This is a genomic window from Phenylobacterium sp. (genome assembly GCF_036501465.1).
GTDB lineage: Bacteria > Pseudomonadota > Alphaproteobacteria > Caulobacterales > Caulobacteraceae > Phenylobacterium.
This window is the reverse complement of the sequence record NZ_DASYAF010000155.1, coordinates 40,191-58,903: the sequence shown is the minus strand read 5'-3', so window position 1 is coordinate 58,903 and position 18,713 is coordinate 40,191. Positions and strand designations below refer to the sequence as shown.

Below are 18,713 nucleotides of genomic sequence, written 5' to 3'. Positions count from 1 at the left end.
TTAACCGGATGGTTTAGGAATGGACGCGCTCGGAACCACGCTTGGGGCCCTTTCCGATCCGACGAGACGCGCGATCCTGGCGCGGCTGGCGGTCGGCGAGGCCTCGGTGACCGACATCGCCGCGCCGTTCGCGATGAGCCTGCCGGCGGTCTCGAAGCACCTGAAGGTCCTGCAGCGGGCCGGGCTGGTGACCCGCGGCCGCAGCGCCCAATGGCGCCCCTGCGCCCTGGACGCCGCCCCGCTCAAAGCGGTCGCCGACTGGCTGGACGGCTACCGCCGGTTCTGGACCGAAAGCTTCGACCGGCTGGAGGAGCATCTCCAGGCCCCGGGCCGGGAGGGCTAGGCCGCCATGTCCAAGCGCCCAGAGGCCGCCGCCGGGCCGGCGGACGACAGCGATCGCGAAATCCGCCTGACCCGGCTGATCAATGCGCCCCGCGACAGGGTCTGGGACGCCTGGACCGATCCCCGCCAGATCGTGAAATGGTGGGGTCCGCGGGATTTCACCCTCGTGGTCCAGGAGATGGACGTGCGTCCAGGCGGCGCCTGGAAGAGCACCATGATCGGCCCCGACGGGGCGGAGTACCGCAACGACTGCGTCTTCGCAGAGGTGGAGCGGCCCGCACGCATCGCCTACGCGCTGATCGGCGGGCGCAAGGGCGGCGAGCCCATCCAGATGCAGGCCAGCTGGACCTTCGAAGACGAGGGCGAGCGAACCCGGATCGAGCTGCGGATGCTGTTCATGACCGCCGAGGCGCGCCGCCGGGCGGTGGAGCTCTTCGGGTTCATTGAGGGCGGCGTCCAGACCATCGCGCGGCTGCAGGCGCATCTTGCCTCGCCCGTCACGGCAGAAAGGACCTGAACGCCATGCCAGCCAGATCGACATTCGCGGCGGCCATGGGCGTCCTGGCGGCGCTTCTGGCCCCGGCGGCCCGCGCCCAGCCGCCCGAGGCGCGCTACCCGGCGATGGCCGCCATCGGCCAGTATCTGATGGACCGCGACGCCGAGATCGCCCTGGCGAGAAGCGCTGCGCCGCCATCCATATCGCGCGATGCGACGGTGCTGGTGCTGGGCCGCGGCGGCTACGAGACCGCGGTCAAGGGGACCAACGGCTTCGTGTGCATGGTCGAGCGCGGCTGGGTGGGGGCGCTCGACGCGCCGGAGATCTGGAACCCGAAGATCCGCGGCGCCGATTGCCTAAACCCGCCGGCGGCGCGGTCGGTGCTGCCGCTCGCCGAACTGCGGACCGAACTGGTCCTGGCCGGCCGCTCGCGCGCCGAGATCCTGGCGCGCCTGAAGTCCGCGTTCGACCGGGGCGAGGCGCCCGCCCTGGAGCCCGGCGCGATGAGCTTCATGATGGGAAAAGGGTCCTATCTGACCGACACCGGCGCCCACAACGCGGCGCATGTGATGTTCTTCATGCCCTTCGCGGAGCCCGCGCCCTGGGGCTCCGACCTGCCCGGCTCCCCGATCGCATCGGGCCCCTATTGGTCCGGCTATGCGAAGCCCGACGAACTGGCCGCCAGCGGGCTGCCGCCCATGCGGGTGTTCGTCATCCCCGCCGCCACCTGGTCGGACGGCTCGGCGTCCGGCGCGCACGTCCACTAGTTCGAGCCGAGGCCCTGGATCGAGCCGGGCCGGCGCACCGATTCGTGATCTGACACCCGCCAAAGTCGGGGCGTAGGCTGATTTCCATCAGGGCGGCGCGAGCCCCTGAACCGGTCCGCGACCGTCCTAAACCGCGCCAGGGATGCGCATCCCACCCGATGGGCGTCCGTGGCGCCAAAGGTGATGGGAGATCGACCATGCCAATCCATACCGCGGGGTCCGTGCGCGCGCTCGCGCTCGTGGGCCCCACCAGCTCCGGCAAGACCACCCTGATGGAGGCCCTCTTGCAGGTGACCGGCGCCGTGGATCGGCGCGTGGGCGGCGAGATGGTTGGCGACAGCAGTCCCGAGGCGCGCGCCCGCGGCCATTCGGTGGAGCTGAACCTCGCCGGCTTCGAGTTCATGGGCGACCGCTATTCGGTGGTCGATTGCCCCGGATCGCTGGAATTCTGCGCGGACCTCGACGCCGCCCTGCCGGCCGTCGACCTGGCCGTGGTGGTGGCCGAGCCCGATCCGGCCAAGGCCGCCCTGCTGCAGCCGACGCTGCGCGAGCTGGAGCGGCTGGGCGTGCCGCACGCCCTGTTCATCAACAAGATGGACCAGGCCCACGGGTCGCTGGCCGACCTGCTGGCCGCGCTCGCCCCGGTGAGCTCGACGCCGCTGGTCGCGCGCCAGATCCCGACCTGGGAAGGCGAGCACGTCTCCGGCTTCATCGACCTGGCGCTGGAGCGCGCCTTCGTCTACCGGCCGGGCGAGCCCTCGACCCAGATCGAGATCCCCGGCGATCTGGCCGACACGGAGGCCGAGGCGCGGTTCCACATGCTGGAGCAGATCGCCGACTTCGATGACGAACTGCTCGAACAACTGCTCTCCGACGTGACGCCCAGCCGCGACGCGGTCTTCGCCGACCTGGTGCGCGAGATGAACGAAGGCATGATCGTACCGGTGTTCTTCGGCTCGGCGCAGAACACCTTCGGCGTGCGCCGCCTGCTGAAGGCCCTGCGCCACGAGACGCCCCCGCCCGAGCGCGCCGCCCAGCGGCTAGGGATCGAGGCCGGCGCCTATGTGCTGAAGGCGGCCTATGCGGGCCAGTCCGGCAAGCTGGCCTACGCCCGGGTGTTCGGCAAAGCCCTGCCGGACGGCGCCGACTTCGTGCTGCCCGACGGCGAACGCTGCCGCGCCGGCGGCCTTTTCGCCGTGCAGGGCGCGGCGATCAAGAAGATCACCCAGGCGGCCATGGGCGAGGTCTGCGCCATCGGCAAGGTGGAGGCGGCCCAGGCCGGCCAGATCCTGTCGACCAACGGCAAGCCGCAGGCGCCGGCCGCGGCGTCGGCCCAGCGCCGGCCGCTGTTCGCGGTGGCGCTCTCGGCCAAGAACCACAAGGACGACGTGCGCCTGTCCGGGGCGCTCTCCAAGCTGATCGAGGAAGATCCCGGCCTGCGCCTGACCCACGACGCCGAAAGCCGCCAGGTGCTGCTGGCCGGCCAGGGCGAGGGCCATGTGCGCCTGGCGCTGGAGCGGCTGCGCCGCCGCTTCGGGGTGGAGATCGACACCGAGCAGCCGAAGACCCCCTATCGCGAGACCATCCAGCGCGGGACCACCCAGCGGTCGCGGCACAAGAAGCAGTCCGGCGGCCACGGCCAGTTCGCCGACGTCACCGTGGAGATCCGGCCCCTGCCCCGCGGCTCGGGCCTGGTGTTCAGGGACAAGGTGGTCGGCGGCGCCGTGCCCCGCCAGTGGATCCCCGCCGTCGAGCAGGGCGTCCGCGACGGGCTGGAGAAGGGCCAGCTGGGCTTCCCGGTCACCGACCTGGAGGTCACCCTGGTCGACGGCCAGACCCACAGCGTCGACTCCTCCGAAATGGCGTTCCGCATGGCCGGGCGCCTGGCGATGGACGAGGGCCTTCCCGGCTGCGGCGCGATCCTGCTGGAGCCGATCGAGAAGCTGGTGGTCTATTCGCCCTCGCCCAGCGCGTCGAACGTCACCTCGGCGCTCACCGCCCGGCGCGGCCAGATCCTGGGCCTGAGCCCCCGCGAGGACTGGCGCGGCTGGGAGCGGATCGAGGCCTACCTGCCGCAGTCCGAGCGGCTGGGGCTGATCGCCGAGCTGCGCGGCCTGACCCAGGGCCTGGGCGCCTTCGAGGCCGACTTCGACCACATGGCCGAACTCTCGGGCCGGCTGGCGACCGAGGCCAGCCAGAGGTCGGAAGCCAGGGCCTAGACGCGCGCCCGAAACGCATCTGCGCCGAGCCGAACGGCGGAATCTGCGGGCGGGCGAGCCTAGAGGCTCGCCCAAGCCTGTTGCGTGCGCTACCCCTAGGACAAGCGCGGGGGGACTCCGCGTCCAGTCGGGGAGACCAGCATGACCACCGCCACAGCCGCGCCGGCCGCGAAAAACAACGTCGCCGTCGCGGTCATGACCTCGCTCGCCGCGTCGAGCATCGAATGGTACGACTTCTTCATCTACGGCACCGCCGCGGCGCTGGTGTTCCCGCAGCTCTTCTTCCCCAAGGACATGCCGCCTTTCGTGGCCTTGATCGCGTCGTTCTCGACGGTGGCGGTCGGCTTCGTGGCCCGGCCGGTCGGCGGCGTGGTCTTCGGCCACTACGGCGACCGCATCGGCCGCAAGCGGGCCCTGGTGCTGGCGATGATGATCATGGGGCTGGCCACCACCGGCGTGGGCCTGATGCCCGGCTATGCGACGCTTGGCGTCGCCGCGCCCCTGATCCTGATCGTATTGCGTTTCGCCCAGGGCTTCGCGGTCGGCGGCCAGTGGGGCGGCGCCGCCCTGGTGGCCATCGAGAGCGCGCCGGCGGACCGGCGCGGTTTCTACGGCAGCTTCGCCCAGATGGGCGTGCCCGCCGGGGTGATCCTGTCGAACATGATCTTCCTGGTGATGGGCGCGGTCATGCCCAAGGAAGACTTCGCCGCCTGGGGCTGGCGGATTCCGTTCCTGATTTCCGTCCTGCTGGTGCTGCTGGGGCTCTACGTCCAGCTGAAGCTGGAAGACACCGCCGACTACCAGGCGCTGCAGGCGCTGGAAGCCGAGAAGCAAGCCGCCGCGGCCAAGGCGCTGGCCAGCGAAAAAGGGATCAGCCTCGACAAGGCGGCCGCCCTGTTGCGCGCCGAGCAGACCTCTCCCATCCTGCGGGTGATCGCCCGCCATCCGAAGGAGATCCTGCTGGCCGCGGGCTCGTTCGTGGCCGCCAACGGCACCTTCTACATCATGATCATCTACGCCGTGGCCTATGTGACCAAGACCCTGCACGTGGACAAGAGCATGGTCCTGTGGGCGGTGATCGCCGGCACCGTCGTCTCAGCGCCGGTATTGCCCCTGACGGCGGCGCTTTCCGACCGGTTCGGCCGCCGCGGCGTCTTCCTGGCCGGCGCGGTCCTGGCGTTCATCTGGTCCTGGCCCTTCTTCATGCTGCTGAACGCGGGCACCTTCCCGATGATGGCCTTGGCGATGGCCGGCGGCCTCGCGTTCAACAGCGTCATGTACGGCCTGCAGGCGGCCATGATGACCGAGATGTTCTCGACCGAGTTCCGCTATTCGGGGGCGTCGCTGGGCTATCAGATCGGAGCCATCCTGGGTGGCGGACTGGCGCCGATCCTGTCGGCGGCCCTGTTCGAGAAGTTCGGCAGCACGAGCGCCATCTCGGCCTACATGGCGGCGCTGTGCGCGATCTCGTTCCTGTCGGTGCTGGTGCTGACCGAGACCCACAAGCGCGAGCTGCGCCGGAAAGGCTAGCCGTCGCCCAAGGCCTCAGTGGCCGGCGTGCGCCGCGGCGTCCGCCGTCCCGTCGGACCACTTGGCCACCGGGATGTAGAACATCGTCCACGGGTTCCCGTCCGCCGCGCTCGAGGCGATGGGCGAGCCGGGCAGGTCCGCGCCCCATTCCGACGTCTTCATGGGCGGCATGTAGAACATCACATGCGAGTGCCAGGGGCCGTGCGGGACGTCGCCCAGGTAGCCGTCCTTGGACATCATCAGGGTCATGGCGCCCACGCTGGGCGTGGGAACCTTGCCCGCCGCCATCGCCGCGTGGGTCCGCTTGGCGATCTCGGCCTGGCTGACGCCGCTCATGGCCCAGTTGGTGCGGGTCATGAAGACCGGCAGCACCGAACGCGCGGCCTGCTGGTTGAAGCAGACCGGGGCGCGCAGCTTCGGGTTCCAGAAGCCGGTGTCCTCCAGGCCCGAGAACCAGGCGCGCTGCACCATGCAGACGAAGCCGTTCTTGCCGGGCGCCCCGCTCACATAGCCCTTGGCGGTGAGCACCAGCACCTCGGCGTCGGCGGAGATCGACGGCGGGGCGGCGGTGCGGGCGAAGGCGATCTCCTTGGCCCGGTCGGCCATCAGGTAGTCGCCCACCGGCGCCATGGTGGGATAGGTCTTCGCGGCCTGGGCCGCGCCGGCGCCCGGCAGGGCCAGCCCAAACGCCGCGGCGAGGCCCAGGGCCCAGGGCGACAGCTTCGCATTGCTCATTCTCAGCCTTCCTTCCAGCCATTCAAAAGCGCTTGCAGCTTGTCGAGCGCGCCGGACCATCCGCCCCGGTGGCTTTCCTCCGAGGCGACGTCGCGCAGGTCCGCGTGGACCAGGGTGAGCTCGGTTCCCGCCGTCGACGGCCGCACGTGGAACTCCACGCGCGAGACGCGCCCCTGCTCCTCGGGCGGGCCGCCGAACGCCCAGCGCCAGCTCATCACCAGCCGCTCCTGCGGCGCGATCTCCAGGAATTCCCCGGCGCACTCGTGCTCGCCGCCGTCGAACCGGCGGAAGCGGACCCGGAAGCGGCCGCCGACGCGGACGTCGGCCTCGGCCGACAGCGCCGGAAGGTCGTCCGGCCCCCACCAGGAGGTCAGGCCCTCGGCGGTCGACAGCAGGTCGAAGACGATGGACGGCCGCGCCCGGATCTGGCGCACGATGGTCACGCTGGTCATGCGTCGTCGTCCTTGGCGCGGTCCCGGTTCCCGGCCTGGGCCTGGGCCTCGCGCGCCTCGGCGACCTCGGTCAGCCGCCCGAGGCTGGCGTTCCAGAAGCGTTCGTAGCGGTGCAGCCACTCGGTGGCCGCCTTCAAGGGGTCCGGCGTCAGGCTGACGGTGACGGTGCGGCCCTGCTTCTCGCGGCGCACCAGGCCCGCGTCGGAGAGCACGTCCAGGTGCTTCAGCACCGTGGGCAGCTTGATCGGCAGCGGCCGCGCCAGGTCGCTCACAGTCAGGGCGGCGTCCTGCTCCAGCCGCGCCAGCATCGCGCGCCGGGTGGGGTCGCTGAGGGCGGCGAAGGCCCGGTCCAGGGGGTCGGCGCTATAGTTTGCCATGTGGCAAACCATCTACGCCAAAGCTCAGCCTGTCAATCCATCCCGAAACAGGCGGGGAAAGTCGGGCTCAGCGGCCCTTCGCCGGGACGGCCGGGGCCTGCGCAGCGGCCGTGCGCCAGTCGGTGGCGGTGGCGGCGTAGAGGGCGACCAGGTCGCTCATCCGGCGGCCCTGGGCTTCGGCCAGGGCGCGCCGCGCGCGGCTGACGGTGCGCTGGGCGTTGACCACGTCGAGCATCGGCCCGCCGCCCAGGCGAAGCGCGTTCTGGGCGTCCGTGGCGGCCTGGTCGGCGGCCTGGTTGGCGACCTTCAGCGAGGCGATCGCCTGGTCGTCGGCGCCCAGGTTGGAGAGCACGTCGGACACCTGCACGAAGGCCATCAGCACCGTCTGCTCATAGCGGGCGAGCGCCAGGCGCGCGTCGGCCTCGGCGGCGTGGCGCTGGGCCTTCAGGGCTCCGCCGTGGAAGATCGGCGCGGTGACCCCGCCCAGGATGTCCCAGGCCGCGGCGCTGCCCTTGAAGATGTCGCCCGGCTTGATCGCCTCCTGGGTCAGCATCGCCGACAGCCGCAGGTCCGGGTACTGGTTGGCGATCGCCACCCCGACCGCGGCGGTGGCCGCGTGCAGGTCGGCCTCGGCGGCCAGGATGTCGGGCCGGTTGCGGACCAGGGCGGACGGCAGGGCGAGCGGGGTCTCCGCCGGGGCGGTGAAGCGGGCGAGGTCGAAGTCCGGCGCGGTCCATTCGGCCGGCGACTTGCCGACCAGCAGCGCCATCTGGTGGCGCGCGGCGTCGAGATCGCGCACCAGCGGCGGCAGCAGGGCCTCGTCCTCGGCCAGCTGGGCGACGCCGCCGGAGAGCGCCGCGTGCGCCTCGCCGCCGGCCGCCTCGGCCTTGCGGACCATGTCGATCACCCGCCGGTCGTCGGCGACGATCTCCCGCACCGAGGCGATCTGGGCGCGCAGGCTGGCGATCCGCATGGCCTGCATGGCCATGTTGCCGCTGAGCGTCAGATAGGCCGCGTCGGCCTGGCTGCGGGCGGCCTCGGCCTGGGCGGCGGCCTTTTCGGTGGCGCGCTTCTTGCCGCCGAAGACGTCGAGGTCGTAGCTGACCGAGCCGCCCACCGAATAGAGGTTGATCTCCGGATTGGGGATCGGGCCGACGCCCGGGAAGCCGGAGAAGCCGAAGGCGGCCAGGTTGATCAGTTCGCGCTGGGCCGAGGCGTTGGCGTCGACCTGCGGCGCCTGGGCCCCGCGCGTCGCGCGCAGCTGCGCCTGGGCCCGCTCCAGCGTCGCGCGGGCCTGGGCGAGGGTCGGGCTGCCGTCGAGGCCCTGGCGGATGGCGCCGTCCAGCTCCGGCGAGCCGAAGGCCTGCCACCAGGGCTCGGCGGTGCGCGCCTCGGGGCTGAGCCGCACGCCCGCGGCCTGGGCGTCGCCGGCCATGGCGTAGCCGGCCGCGGCCGCGCCCTTGGGGCCCTCGGGCGCCTTGAAGTCGGGCCCGACGGTGGTGCAGGCGCCGAGCGCCAGGGCGCAGGCGCAGGCCGTCGTCAGGAGGGTCAGGGATCTAGTCGGCAGCGGCATGGAGCATGTCTCCGCCCGCGCGCCGCGGCTTCTTCATGAGCAGCAGCATCGGCATGCAGGCGATGGTGATGAGGAACATCAGGCGGAAGTCGTCGACGTAGGCGACCATCGAGCCCTGGCGGGTGATCTCGTTGTTCAGCAGGCTGGCGCCCATGGCGGTGGCGGGATTGAGCGCGTGCGGCAGGGCCGCGCGGACCACCGCGTCGGACGGGATGACCTTGGCGGCCAGGCTGGAGTGCATGGTCTGGGTGTTGGCCACCACCAGGGCGTTCATGATCGAGATGCCGACGCTGGAGCCCAGGTTGCGGATCAGGGTGTAGACCGCCGAGCCCTCCGGCCGCAGGTGCGCCGGCACGGTGGCGAAGGCCAGCGTCGACAGGGGCACGAACAGCAGGCCCACGCCCAGGCCCTGGATGATCCCGGAGGTGATGAACGGCCGCTCGGTCATGGCCAGGTCGAAGTGCATCATCTGCCACAGCGCCAGGCAGCTGATGGCCAAGCCGGTGAACAGGATCAGCCGGGTGTCCACCCTGCCGATCAGCCGGCCCACCAGGAACATGGCGCAGAACGAGCCGATGCCGCGCGGCATGTTGGCCAGGCCCGAGGTCAGCACTGGATAGCCCATCAGCACCTGCATCATCGGCGGCAGCAGGGCCATGGTCGAGAACAGAAGGATGCCGATGAAGAAGCCGAAGATCGAGGCGGTGACGAAGTTGCGGTCGCGCAGCAGGGCGCGGTCGAAGAACGGGTGCGCGGTGGTCAAGGTGTGGATCACGAACACCCAGAGCGCGGTCAGCGAAATGATCGTCTCGGTCCAGATCTCTCGGGAGTTGAACCAGTCCTGCGTCGGCCCGCGGTCCAGCACCATCTGGAAGGCGGCGATGAAGATCGCCAGCATGCCGAAGCCCAGGAAGTCGAACCGCTTGGCCGCCTGATGACGGTCGCCGGAGATGAAGAACAGCACGCCCAGGAAGGCCAGGATCCCGACCGGCAGGTTGATGAAGAAGCACCAGCGCCAGCTGAAGTCCTCGGTGAACCAGCCGCCCAGCGCGGGGCCGAGGATCGGGCCCAGGATGGCGCCCGCGCCCCAGATGGCCATGGCCTGGCCGTGCTTCTCCGGCGGGTTGATGTCGAGCAGCACCGCCTGGGAGAGCGGGATCAGGGCCGCGCCGAACATCCCCTGCAGCAGGCGGAAGCCCACGATCTCCGGCAGGCTGGTGGCGATGCCGCAGAGCATGGAGGCCGCCGTGAAGCCGCCGATGGAGATCAGAAAGACGCGCTTGCGCCCCAGCCGCCCGGCCAGCCAGCCGGAGAGCGGCGTCATGATCGCGGCCGCCACGATGTAGGAGGTCAGCACCCAGGTGATCTCGTCGGCCGAGGCCGAGACCGAGCCCTGGATGTGCGGCAGGGCCACGTTGGCGATCGTGGTGTCGAGCGAATTCATCACCGTCGCCAGCATGATGGAGATGGTGATCGGCCAGCGGTTCCTGGCGTCCTGCTCGGTGCTCATGGCGAGCCGCCCTAGCCGGCGCGGCCGGGCGCGCGGACGTCGACGGTGACCTTGGCGGAGAGACCGGCGCGGCCCGCCATGTCCGGCGGCGGCTTGTCAAAGGCGATGCGCACCGGCAGGCGCTGGACGACCTTCACCCAGTTGCCGGTGGCGTTCTGGGCCGGGAGCGCGGAGAAGGCCTGGCCGGTGCCCGGCGAGAAGCTCGCCACATGGCCCTTCAGCGCCTCGGGATAGGCGTCGATCTTGATGGTCACCGCCTGGCCGACCTTCATGTGGGCGAGCTGGTCTTCCTTGAAGTTGGCCTCGATCCAGGGCTGGCCCGAGAGCAGCCAGAAGCCGGTCTGCGAGGCGTTGAGATAGGTGCCCACCGGCATCTGGTCGACGCGGGTGACGATGCCGTCGGCCGGGGCCACCACCGTGCCGTAGGAGACGTTGAGCTTGGCCCGGTCGAGCTGGGCCTGGGCCTGCATCACCGCCGGCGCCTCGCCCGCCGCCAGGTTGGGCTTGCCGTTCAGGTTGGCCAGCGCCTGGGCCGCCTGCTGGCGGGCGGCGGCGAGCTGGGCGCGGGCGGCGAGCACGGCGTGGCTCGCCTGGTCCACCTGGGCCTGGGAATCGACGCCGACGTTGGCCAGGTTCTTCACCCGCGCCGCCTCGGTCGTCGCATAGCTGAGCTGGTCGCTGGCGGCCTGCACCATGGCCATCTGCTGCTGGTAGCCGGCGCGCAACGCGCCCACCTGCAGCGAGGCGTTGGCCACCTGGGCCTGGGCGGCCTCGGCGGTGGCCTGCATGTCGCGGGTGTCGAGCGTGAACAGCACCTGGCCGCGCCGCACGACCTGGTTTTCCTTCACGAAGACGTCGGTCACCCGCCCGGCGATCGAGGGGGCGACCGGGGCCTTCTCGATCTGCACATAGGCGTCGTCGGTGGTCTGGGTCTTGCCGCCGGTAAGGATCAGGTAGGTCACCACCAGGCCGATCAGCACTGGGCCGCCGATGATCAGCGGCCAGCGCAGGCGCTGCATCAGGCTGGGCTTGGCCTTGGGGTCCACGTCGGCGTTGCCGCGCAGTGGGATGACTTCAGGTTCGCTCAACGCGACGCCCCTTTTCCTCGGAAAACGCAGACGGCGACGCAGGCGCTGGCCCTCTCATGGCCGCGCCGGCGTTCCCGTCGACCCTCAGATAGGGCTGCCCGTCCGATGATCCAAATGATATGTTGTCACGCAACAAATGAACGTTGCTCATGAACCTCGACCTTAACCTGCTGCGGGTGTTCGACGTCCTGCTGGAGGAACGCAGCGTCACGCGCACCGGCGCCCGGCTGGGACTGACCCAGTCTGCGGTGAGTCACGCGCTGAACCGCCTGCGCTATGTGCTGGGCGACGAGCTGTTCGTGCGCGGCCCGGCCGGCATGCAGCCGACGCCGCGGGCGGTGGAGATGGGGCCGCAGGTGCACGCGGCGCTGAACCAGCTGACCGCCGCCCTGGCCCCCTCCGACTTCGACCCGGCGACCAGCGAGCGGCGTTTCGCGGTGGTGGCCGGCGCCTACGCCAGCGCGATCCTGGCGCCGCCCCTGGCCGGCCGGCTGGCCGAGACCGCGCCGCGCTGCGAGCTGATGATCGCCGATTCCTCCAACGACGTGATCGAGCGCGCCGACGCGCGCCGCGTGGATTTCATGATCAGCAGCGTGCTGGCCTCGCCCGAGCGGTTCGCCCGCGAGACCATCATGACCGAGACCCTGGTCTGGGCGGTGCGCCGCGGCCATCCGCGGTTCCAGGGCCGGGTCGACCTGGCCACCCTGGTCTCCACGCCGCATATCGTCATCGCCCGCAGCCTGCCGGGGCTGGTGGAGGACGGCGGCGAGCGCCGCGCCTTCGTCAGCCGGGCGAGCTGGGAGGACGCCGGCGCCTTCGAGGCCGCCCTGGCGGCCGGCGGCCTCACCCGCCGGGTGGGCGTCACGGTGCCGGACACCTATACCGCGCTGGCGGTGGCCAGCCGCACCGACATGGCGACCCTGCTGCCGCGGCGCCTCGCCCTGCTCTCGGCCCAGGCCGGCCGGGTGCAGCTGATCGAGCCGCCCTACGAGAGCCCGATCGTCGACGTCAGCCTGCTCTATCTGCGCGACCGCCTGGCGGAGCCGGCCATCGGCTGGATGCGCGAGCTGATCCGCGACGTGGCCCAGGGGCTCTAGGAGACGGGTGCGCGACATGACCCAGAGGCTTTCACTGACCGCGCTCCTGGTGCGCGACTACGACGAGGCCATCGGCTTCTACGTCGGCAAGCTGGGCTTCTCGCTCAGCGCCGACACCGACCAGGGCGGCGGCAAGCGCTGGGTGGTGGTGACCCCACCGGGCGGCGACGCGGGCCTGCTGCTGGCCAAGGCCGCCGGCCCCGACCAGGCCGCCCGCATCGGCGACCAGACCGGCGGCCGGGTCTTCCTGTTCCTGGAGACCTCCGACTTCGCCCGCGACCACGCCGCCATGACCGCGGCCGGGGTGCGCTTCGCCGAGCCGCCCCGCCACGAGCCCTATGGGACCGTGGCGGTGTTCGAGGACCTCTACGGCAACCGCTGGGACCTGATCGAGCCGAAAGGCTAGACCTTGGAACCCAGGACCCGTTCGACCCGTGGCTCTCCCTCCTCCCACAAGGGGGAGGAGGATCGCAAAATTGGCGCTAAGCCGGTTGCGGCTGGGCCTGCTGGGCCTGGGCGATGAGGGCGTCGTCGATCTCGCGCGCCCGAACGGCGGCGGGACGGCTGGAGACGCGCTCCCAATAGGCGGTGAAGGCCGGGCGCTTGTCGATTCCGCCGAACTGCATGCCCCAGCCGATCTGCGAGCCGGTGTAGACGTCGGCCGCGCTGAAGCGGTCGCCGCCGATGAATTCGCGATCCTTCACCGCGGTCTCGAGCGCGTTCAGGGTGTCGGCGAGGTCGCCGAAACCGGCCGTGCGCTTCTGTTCCGCCTTGGGCTCGAACCCCAGGCTGCGGGCGGTGACGGCGGCCTCCACCGGCCCGGCGCCGAAGAACAGCCAGCGATAGTAGGCGCCGCGCTCGGCGGCCGGCGGGGCCAGGCCCGCTTGCGGGAAGGCGTCGGCCAGGTAGGCGCAGATGGCGGCGCCTTCCGTGACCACCGCGTCGCCATGCTTGATCGCCGGAATCTTGCCCATCGGGTTGATCGCCAGATACTCGGCCCCCTTGAGCGTCGAGGCGTAGTCGAGGATCACCGTCTCGTACGGCTGGCCCACTTCCTCGAGCATCCAGCGCACGATGCGGCCGCGCGACATGGGGTTGGTGTAGAAGATCAGGTCTTTCGACATGGCTTGGTCCTTTCGGGGTCCGTCCTGGGGAGGGTTGTCTGGGGTCCGTTTCCCGCCAGGCCCGCACCATGGCGCCCGTTTGCTGACAGCATCATGTCAGCAGCAGCGACCCGGATTCAAGCCGCTGCCGGCGCCGGGCGGCGCGGGCGGAAGGCGCCGCGGAGGTAGAGCTCGGCCACGATCAGGTTCGGGACCCAGGCCAGCCAGGCGATGGCGCGGTAGGCGGGCATGAACGGGATGTGGAACAGGCCCTGGGCGATCGGCAGGTAGGCGCGCAGCAGCACGGCGCCGAAGATCACCGCGAACGAGCGGACCATCCATTCCCGGTGCTCCGCGTAGCGGCCGCTCATCGCCAGGCGCCAGCCGTTGGCGGCGAGGCCCACCGAGACGATGGCGAGCAGGCTGAAGCCGGCGCGGGCGATCGGGCCGGCGGTGGTCCCGCTGGCCAGCAGCAGGCCCGCGCACCCGCCCACGATGACCGAGACGACGTAGCCGCGGCCGATCCAGCGGTGGACCCGCGGCCAGCGGGCGCGCAGGCGCGGCAGGAACTGCCAGGGCCCCAGGATCAGCGAGGTGGCGCCGAAGCCCGCGTGGACCCACAGCCAGGGGTGCGCCATGGCGTTGCCGCCGACAAAGGTCGGCGTCGGGATCGAGGGCACGAAATAGCGATAGGAGATCAGCGCGATGATCACGCTGGTGACCGCGCCAATCCACCACAAGCCTCTGGAAAGATAAGGATTCATCTGGAACCTCCGTCATTGGCCGCAGGCGTCTCACGGGCTGGGCGCGGCCGGTAGGGGCGATTGCGCAAAGCGCGCCGATGCTGCGCGGACGGCGGCGGTCGCCGCGCGAACGGCGCCGTTTCTGCGCGAACGGGGACGGCGCGCGGCCGCACCCGTGGCAAGATCGCGCCCGTGACACGACCGATTCCAGCCTTCGGCGACCGCACGGCCCTGATCCGCGACGCCGTCCTGCTGACCGCCATAGGCCTGTTCTTTGGCGCGCTGGGGCCGTTCGGCAGCATCACCGCGCCGGCCCTGGTGCGCTTCATCTACTGGCCCGGCGTGATCCTCGGCGGCGGGGTGATCGGCATCGCGGTCGACGAACTCGGCGGGCGGCGGTTCGCCAATCCCTGGCTGCGCTGGCTGTTCTCATCGGTGGTGATGACGCCGGGGGTCTGCGTGCTGGTGGTCTTCGCCTCCATCTGGGCCTTCGGGCCCTCGCCCTCGCGGCGATACGAGGTGCTGATCTGGCAGGTATTTGTGATCAGCGTGGCGGTGATGGGCGTGCGCCAGTTGATCGAGAAGCGGCCTGCGCCCACAGCGGCGCCGGCCCCCAGCGACGAGGCCTTCCGCCAGCGGCTGTCGGCGAAGCATCGCGCGGCGCGGCTGATCGCCGTGGAGGCCGAGGACCACTACCTGCGGGTCCACACCGACCTGGGCTCGGAGCTGATCTCGCTGCGCTTTTCCGACGCGCTCGGCGAGCTGGCGGGCGTGACTGGCTTCCAGGTCCACCGCTCCTGGTGGGCGGCGGCCGACGCCATCGAGGGCGTGCGCTGGCGGCGCGGCCGCGGCGAGCTGCGGCTCGCGGGCGGGCTCGTCGCCCCGGTCAGCCGCACCCATGCCGCGGGCCTGAAGGCCGCCGGCTGGTTCTAGGCGCCCGCGCTCAGGCCTGGGTCGCCAGCCATTCGGAGACGTGGCGCTGCAGCACGGTGAGCGGCATGGCGCCGGAGAGCAGGACGGCGTCGTGGTAGGCCTTGAGGTTGAACCGCGGCCCCAGCTTGGCCTTGGCCTCGTCGCGCACCTTCACCCAGACGGTGTGGCCCACCTTGTAGCTGTTCGCCTGGCCGGGGCTGACGAAGTAGCGCTCCACCTCGCGCTGGGCGCGGGTCTTGGTGTTGCCGATGGTGTCGACCATGTACTGGGTCGCCTGTTCGCGGGTCCAGCGCTTGGCGTGGATGCCGGTGTCGGTGACCAGGCGCGCGGCGCGGAACAGCAGGCTCTGCAGGTAGCCGGCTTCGCCCAGCGGGTCGAAGTCGTTGGCGCCCAGCTCCTGGGCCAGCTGCTCGGCATAGAGCGCCCAGCCCTCCACGAAGGCCGAATAGCCGCCGCCGGCGCGCCGGATGATCGGCATCGCGGTGGATTCCTGCGACAGGGCGATCTGCAGGTGGTGGCCGGGGATGGTCTCGTGGTGCGCCAGGGTCCAGAGGTTATAGCGCGGCCAGTCCGAGACCTCCTTCAGGTTGATGTTGAAGTAGGCCGGGCGTGAGCCGTCGAGGGGCGCGGAGTTGTAGTAGCCGTTGGCGGCGCCGTCCTGGATGAACACCGGCACCCGGCGCACCGCGACCTTGGCCTTGGGCAGGGTGTCGAACGCCTTGGGCAGCAGCTTGTAGACGTCGGCGATGTGGTCGTTCAGCAGCTTCAGGATCTCGGCGCGGCCGGCGTCGGTGTCGGCGAACACCTGATCGGGGCGGTTGTTGAGCGTCACGAGGCGCGCGCCCACCGTGCCCTGGCTGAGGCCCTGCTTCTTGAGGATCGCATCCAACCGGCCGGAAATCTCGGCCACCTGGTCGCGGCCCATCTGGTGGACCTGTTCGGGGGTGTAGTCGGTGGTGGTCGAGGCCTTCACCGCGTCGGCGTAGTAGGCCTCGCCGTTGGGCAGCGACCAGGCGGCGTTGTTCGGCCCGGCCTTGGCCTTCAGCGCGATCTGGGCGGCGATCTGGCGATCGAGCGCCGGGAAGACCTCGCCCTGCACGATCTTGGCCGCGCGGCCTTCCCAGTCGCCGGAGACATTGGCCGCCTTGGCCTTCTTCACCAGGGAGGTGACCATGATGGTCTGGGCCGCCGGCTGGTTGCGCAGGGCGCGCATCTGGCCGACCGACAGGTCGCAGACGAAGGCGGCCGGGATCGCGCCCAGGGCCACGTCGTGGCGCTGCCGCTCCAGGTCGTTGTCCATGACCTTGGCGAAGGCCGACAGGCGCGAGAGGTAGGCTTCGGCGTCGCTCGCGTCGGCGACCTTGTGGGCGTTGTCGAGGAAGTCCGGGATCTCCTGGTACGAGCCGGTCTGCTGGCTGATGACGTAGGGCCGGAAGTTGCCGCCGACGTCGCCGAACTTCCATTTGTCGCTGGCCCCGATGGTCTGCTCCTGGCCGTAGAGCAGCACGTCGAGGTCGATCTTGGAGTTCGCGCCCAGCTTGGCGCGGTCGATGGTGTGCAGCTGGGCGACGCGCGCGCGGGTGCGCGCCAGCCGCTTGGCGCGGCCTGCCTCGGAGTTGTCGTCGAGCTGGGATTTCAGGGCCGCGCGGGGGCCCTTGTCGAGGCCGAGGCCGGTGGCGCGCCTGGGGCTCTCATCCACCTGGTCTTCGAACATCCTGTCCAGCATGGCGCGCAGCTTGTGGTCCTCCGACCCGGCCGGGAACGGGTTCGGCCGCGCGCCCTGGGCGAGGGCCGGCAGGGCGGTCGCCAAGGCCGCGCCCGCGGTAGTGGCCAGGAAGCTACGACGGTCGAATTGATTCATCTTTTCCGTTCCCTGAGTACTTTTCTTGATGTCGTCTTCTAGGCCTTGTGGGCGGCGATGTAGTTGTCGACGGCGTGGCCCAGCACGGTCAGCGGCATGGAGCCGGAGAGCAGCACCGCGTCATGGAACTGGCGGATGTCGAAGCGCGGCCCGAGCGCCGCCTTGGCCTTGTCGCGCAGCCGCAGGATCGAGACCTTGCCGACCATGTAGCTGCAGGCCTGGCCCGGGGTGACGCAATAGCGCTCGATCTCCTGCTGGGCGAGCGAGATGGGATCGCCGTCGATGTCGCTGAGCGCCTGCGACGCCTGCTCGCGGCTCCACTTCAAGGCGTGCAGCCCGGTGTCGGTGACCAGCCGGCCGGAGCGCAGCAGGGCGTCGTGGATATAGCCCAGCTCCCAGTCCGGATGGTCCTTGTAGAAGCCCATCTCCTGGGCCAGCTGCTCGGAATAGAGCGCCCAGCCCTCGGCGTAGGCGCCGAAGCCGCCGGCCTTGCGGATCAAGGGCAGGTCGGCCTGGCGCTGCAGGGTGATCTGCAGGTGGTGGCCGGGAATGCCTTCGTGGAAGGTGGTGGTCGGCATGTCCCAGAAGGGGGCCTCGGCGGTGTCCCGCAGGTTCAGCCAGTAGATGCCGGGCCGCGTCCCATCCAGGCTGCCGCCGGTGTAGTGGGTCGACGCCCCCTGCTCGGTGGCCGGCGGGATGCGGCGGATCTCCAGCGGGGTCTTCGGAAGCGCGCCGAAGTATTGCGGCAGCCGCGCCTGCATCGCCTGCACCAGGGCGTTAAGGTCGGCGACCTCCTTGGCCTTGCCAGCGTCGGTGTTGGGATAGAGGTACTTCGGATCCTTGAAGAGCGCCGAATAGCGCTGGGCGACCGTGCCCTCAGTCATCCCCAGCTTGCGGAAGAGGCCGTCGGCGCGCCCGTTCAGGTCCCTGGTGACGTCCAGGCCCAGCTTGTGGACCTCGGCGGGCGTCATGGTGGTGGTGGTGCGGGTGCGCAGCGCGAAGGCGTAGTAGGCCGCCCCGTCCGGCAGGCGCCAGACGCCGGCGTCGCGCGTCGCCTTGGGCTTCAGGCTTTCGAGATAGGCCATCTGGCGGTCGAGCGCCGGGATGACCTTGCCCTCATAGAGCTTGGTCGCCTGGCCGGCCCAATCGCCGTCGATCCCCCTGGCCTTGGCGCGGGTGGCGAGCGAGGAGACCAGGGTCGAGCGGTCGGCGGGCGCGCGCAGGGTCTTCATCTGGCTGAGCGCGCCTGTGATGCAGAAGTCCGGCGGGACGACGCCCAGGCCCACATCGTGGCGGGCGCGCTCGACCTCCTGGTCCATCACCCGGGCAAACTCGGACAGGCGCGACAGATAGGCCTCGCAGTCGTCGCGGGTGGCGATGGTGTGCTGGCTGTCCAGGAAGTCGGGCATCCGCTGGTAGGCGCCGCTGATCTGGGAAAGCACATAGGGCGAGTTGCCGGTGGGATAGGCGAAGCGCCGGTCGCCCTCGGCGCCGGCTTCCAGGGTGTAGAGCACGCAGTCGTAGTTCACCGCGGCCATGCCGGTGAGCGCCGCCCGGTCGATCGTCTTCAGGCGGGCGAGGTTGGCGGCGGTCTCGCGCTTGCGGCGGTCGATCTCGGCGAGGGACTCGTCGTGCAGCTTGGACTTGGCGGCAGCGCGCGCGCCCTTGTCGAGGCCGAGCGAGGTGACCTGCTCGGGGCTGTTGTCCAGCGACTGGTTGAAGAAGTCGTCGAAGGCCTTGTTGAGCTGCGCCTCGGCGCCGTTGGGGCCCTGGGCCCGCGCCCCCGACGCGATGGCCACCGCCGCGCCCGCGGTCGTGGCCAGGAAGCTCCGGCGATCGAAATGACTCACGTTTTCAGTCCCCCCGAGGACAATCTTCAACTCTGCG

At 70.7% G+C, this 18,713-nt stretch carries 18 protein-coding genes; 8 read left to right on the top strand and 10 right to left on the bottom strand.

Going from position 1 to position 18,713, the window contains the following annotated elements:
• The first annotated feature begins 19 nt into the window (after positions 1 to 19).
• The 5 genes from VGL85_RS17810 (at position 20) to VGL85_RS17790 (ending at position 5,354) form a co-directional block, all read left to right on the top strand.
• Complete coding sequence (locus VGL85_RS17810; protein ID WP_331590339.1) at positions 20 to 343, top strand: metalloregulator ArsR/SmtB family transcription factor; 324 nt, start codon at positions 20 to 22, stop codon at positions 341 to 343.
• 6 nt (positions 344 to 349) lie between these two features.
• Complete coding sequence (locus VGL85_RS17805) at positions 350 to 859, top strand: SRPBCC domain-containing protein (protein ID WP_331590338.1); 510 nt, start codon at positions 350 to 352, stop codon at positions 857 to 859.
• A gap of 5 nt (positions 860 to 864) precedes the next feature.
• Positions 865 to 1,605 (top strand): hypothetical protein, encoded by a 741-nt coding sequence (locus VGL85_RS17800; RefSeq protein WP_331590337.1) that lies wholly within the window; start codon positions 865 to 867, stop codon positions 1,603 to 1,605.
• Between the two features lie 197 nt (positions 1,606 to 1,802).
• On the top strand, positions 1,803 to 3,824 hold the full coding sequence (locus tag VGL85_RS17795; RefSeq protein ID WP_331590336.1) for an elongation factor G: 2,022 nt from the start codon (positions 1,803 to 1,805) through the stop codon (positions 3,822 to 3,824).
• 141 nt (positions 3,825 to 3,965) lie between these two features.
• Positions 3,966 to 5,354, top strand: coding sequence for an MFS transporter (locus VGL85_RS17790; protein WP_331590335.1), 1,389 nt, complete (start codon positions 3,966 to 3,968; stop codon positions 5,352 to 5,354).
• A 15-nt stretch (positions 5,355 to 5,369) separates the two neighbouring features.
• On the opposite strand, the gene VGL85_RS17785 is transcribed toward VGL85_RS17790, so the two are convergent.
• The 6 genes from VGL85_RS17785 to VGL85_RS17760 form a co-directional block, all read right to left on the bottom strand.
• Complete coding sequence (locus VGL85_RS17785) at positions 5,370 to 6,089, bottom strand: hypothetical protein (RefSeq protein WP_331590334.1); 720 nt, start codon at positions 6,087 to 6,089, stop codon at positions 5,370 to 5,372.
• 2 nt (positions 6,090 to 6,091) lie between these two features.
• A complete protein-coding gene (locus VGL85_RS17780; RefSeq protein ID WP_331590332.1) occupies positions 6,092 to 6,541 on the bottom strand; it encodes an SRPBCC domain-containing protein in 450 nt (149 codons plus the stop codon).
• Positions 6,538 to 6,918, bottom strand: coding sequence for a metalloregulator ArsR/SmtB family transcription factor (locus VGL85_RS17775; protein ID WP_331590331.1), 381 nt, complete (start codon positions 6,916 to 6,918; stop codon positions 6,538 to 6,540). The genes VGL85_RS17780 and VGL85_RS17775 overlap by 4 nt, the downstream gene beginning before the upstream one ends.
• Positions 6,919 to 6,985: 67 nt before the next feature.
• Positions 6,986 to 8,491, bottom strand: coding sequence for an efflux transporter outer membrane subunit (locus tag VGL85_RS17770; protein WP_331590330.1), 1,506 nt, complete (start codon positions 8,489 to 8,491; stop codon positions 6,986 to 6,988).
• A complete protein-coding gene (locus tag VGL85_RS17765; RefSeq protein WP_331590328.1) occupies positions 8,475 to 10,001 on the bottom strand; it encodes a DHA2 family efflux MFS transporter permease subunit in 1,527 nt (508 codons plus the stop codon). The genes VGL85_RS17770 and VGL85_RS17765 overlap by 17 nt, the downstream gene beginning before the upstream one ends.
• An 11-nt stretch (positions 10,002 to 10,012) precedes the next feature.
• Positions 10,013 to 11,089: an HlyD family secretion protein gene (locus tag VGL85_RS17760; protein ID WP_331590327.1), complete on the bottom strand. Its 1,077-nt coding sequence runs from the start codon at positions 11,087 to 11,089 to the stop codon at positions 10,013 to 10,015.
• Positions 11,090 to 11,238: 149 nt separating this feature from the next.
• On the opposite strand from VGL85_RS17760, the gene VGL85_RS17755 reads away from it, so the two are divergent.
• A complete protein-coding gene (locus VGL85_RS17755) occupies positions 11,239 to 12,186 on the top strand; it encodes a LysR family transcriptional regulator (RefSeq protein WP_331590326.1) in 948 nt (315 codons plus the stop codon).
• Between the two features lie 16 nt (positions 12,187 to 12,202).
• Positions 12,203 to 12,592, top strand: coding sequence for a VOC family protein (locus VGL85_RS17750; protein ID WP_331590325.1), 390 nt, complete (start codon positions 12,203 to 12,205; stop codon positions 12,590 to 12,592).
• Positions 12,593 to 12,668: 76 nt separating this feature from the next.
• Here the strand turns inward: VGL85_RS17750 and VGL85_RS17745 are convergent, their stop codons facing one another.
• Complete coding sequence (locus VGL85_RS17745; RefSeq protein ID WP_331590324.1) at positions 12,669 to 13,310, bottom strand: glutathione S-transferase family protein; 642 nt, start codon at positions 13,308 to 13,310, stop codon at positions 12,669 to 12,671.
• Positions 13,311 to 13,426: 116 nt separating this feature from the next.
• The gene (locus VGL85_RS17740) at positions 13,427 to 14,053 is read right to left on the bottom strand and encodes a DUF2306 domain-containing protein (protein ID WP_331590323.1); all 627 of its coding nucleotides are present in this window, start codon (positions 14,051 to 14,053) and stop codon (positions 13,427 to 13,429) included.
• Between the two features lie 171 nt (positions 14,054 to 14,224).
• Here VGL85_RS17740 and VGL85_RS17735 point away from each other — a divergent pair, with 171 nt between their 5' ends.
• Positions 14,225 to 14,965 carry a LytTR family DNA-binding domain-containing protein gene (locus tag VGL85_RS17735; protein ID WP_331590321.1) on the top strand — a complete coding sequence of 247 codons (741 nt, stop codon included), beginning with the start codon at positions 14,225 to 14,227 and terminating at the stop codon, positions 14,963 to 14,965.
• A gap of 10 nt (positions 14,966 to 14,975) precedes the next feature.
• On the opposite strand, the gene VGL85_RS17730 is transcribed toward VGL85_RS17735, so the two are convergent.
• A complete protein-coding gene (locus VGL85_RS17730) occupies positions 14,976 to 16,826 on the bottom strand; it encodes a DUF885 domain-containing protein (protein WP_331590320.1) in 1,851 nt (616 codons plus the stop codon).
• Positions 16,827 to 16,864: 38 nt separating this feature from the next.
• Entirely contained in the window at positions 16,865 to 18,676 is a 1,812-nt protein-coding gene (locus VGL85_RS17725) for a DUF885 domain-containing protein (RefSeq protein ID WP_331590319.1), read from the bottom strand.
• Positions 18,677 to 18,713 lie beyond the last annotated feature (37 nt).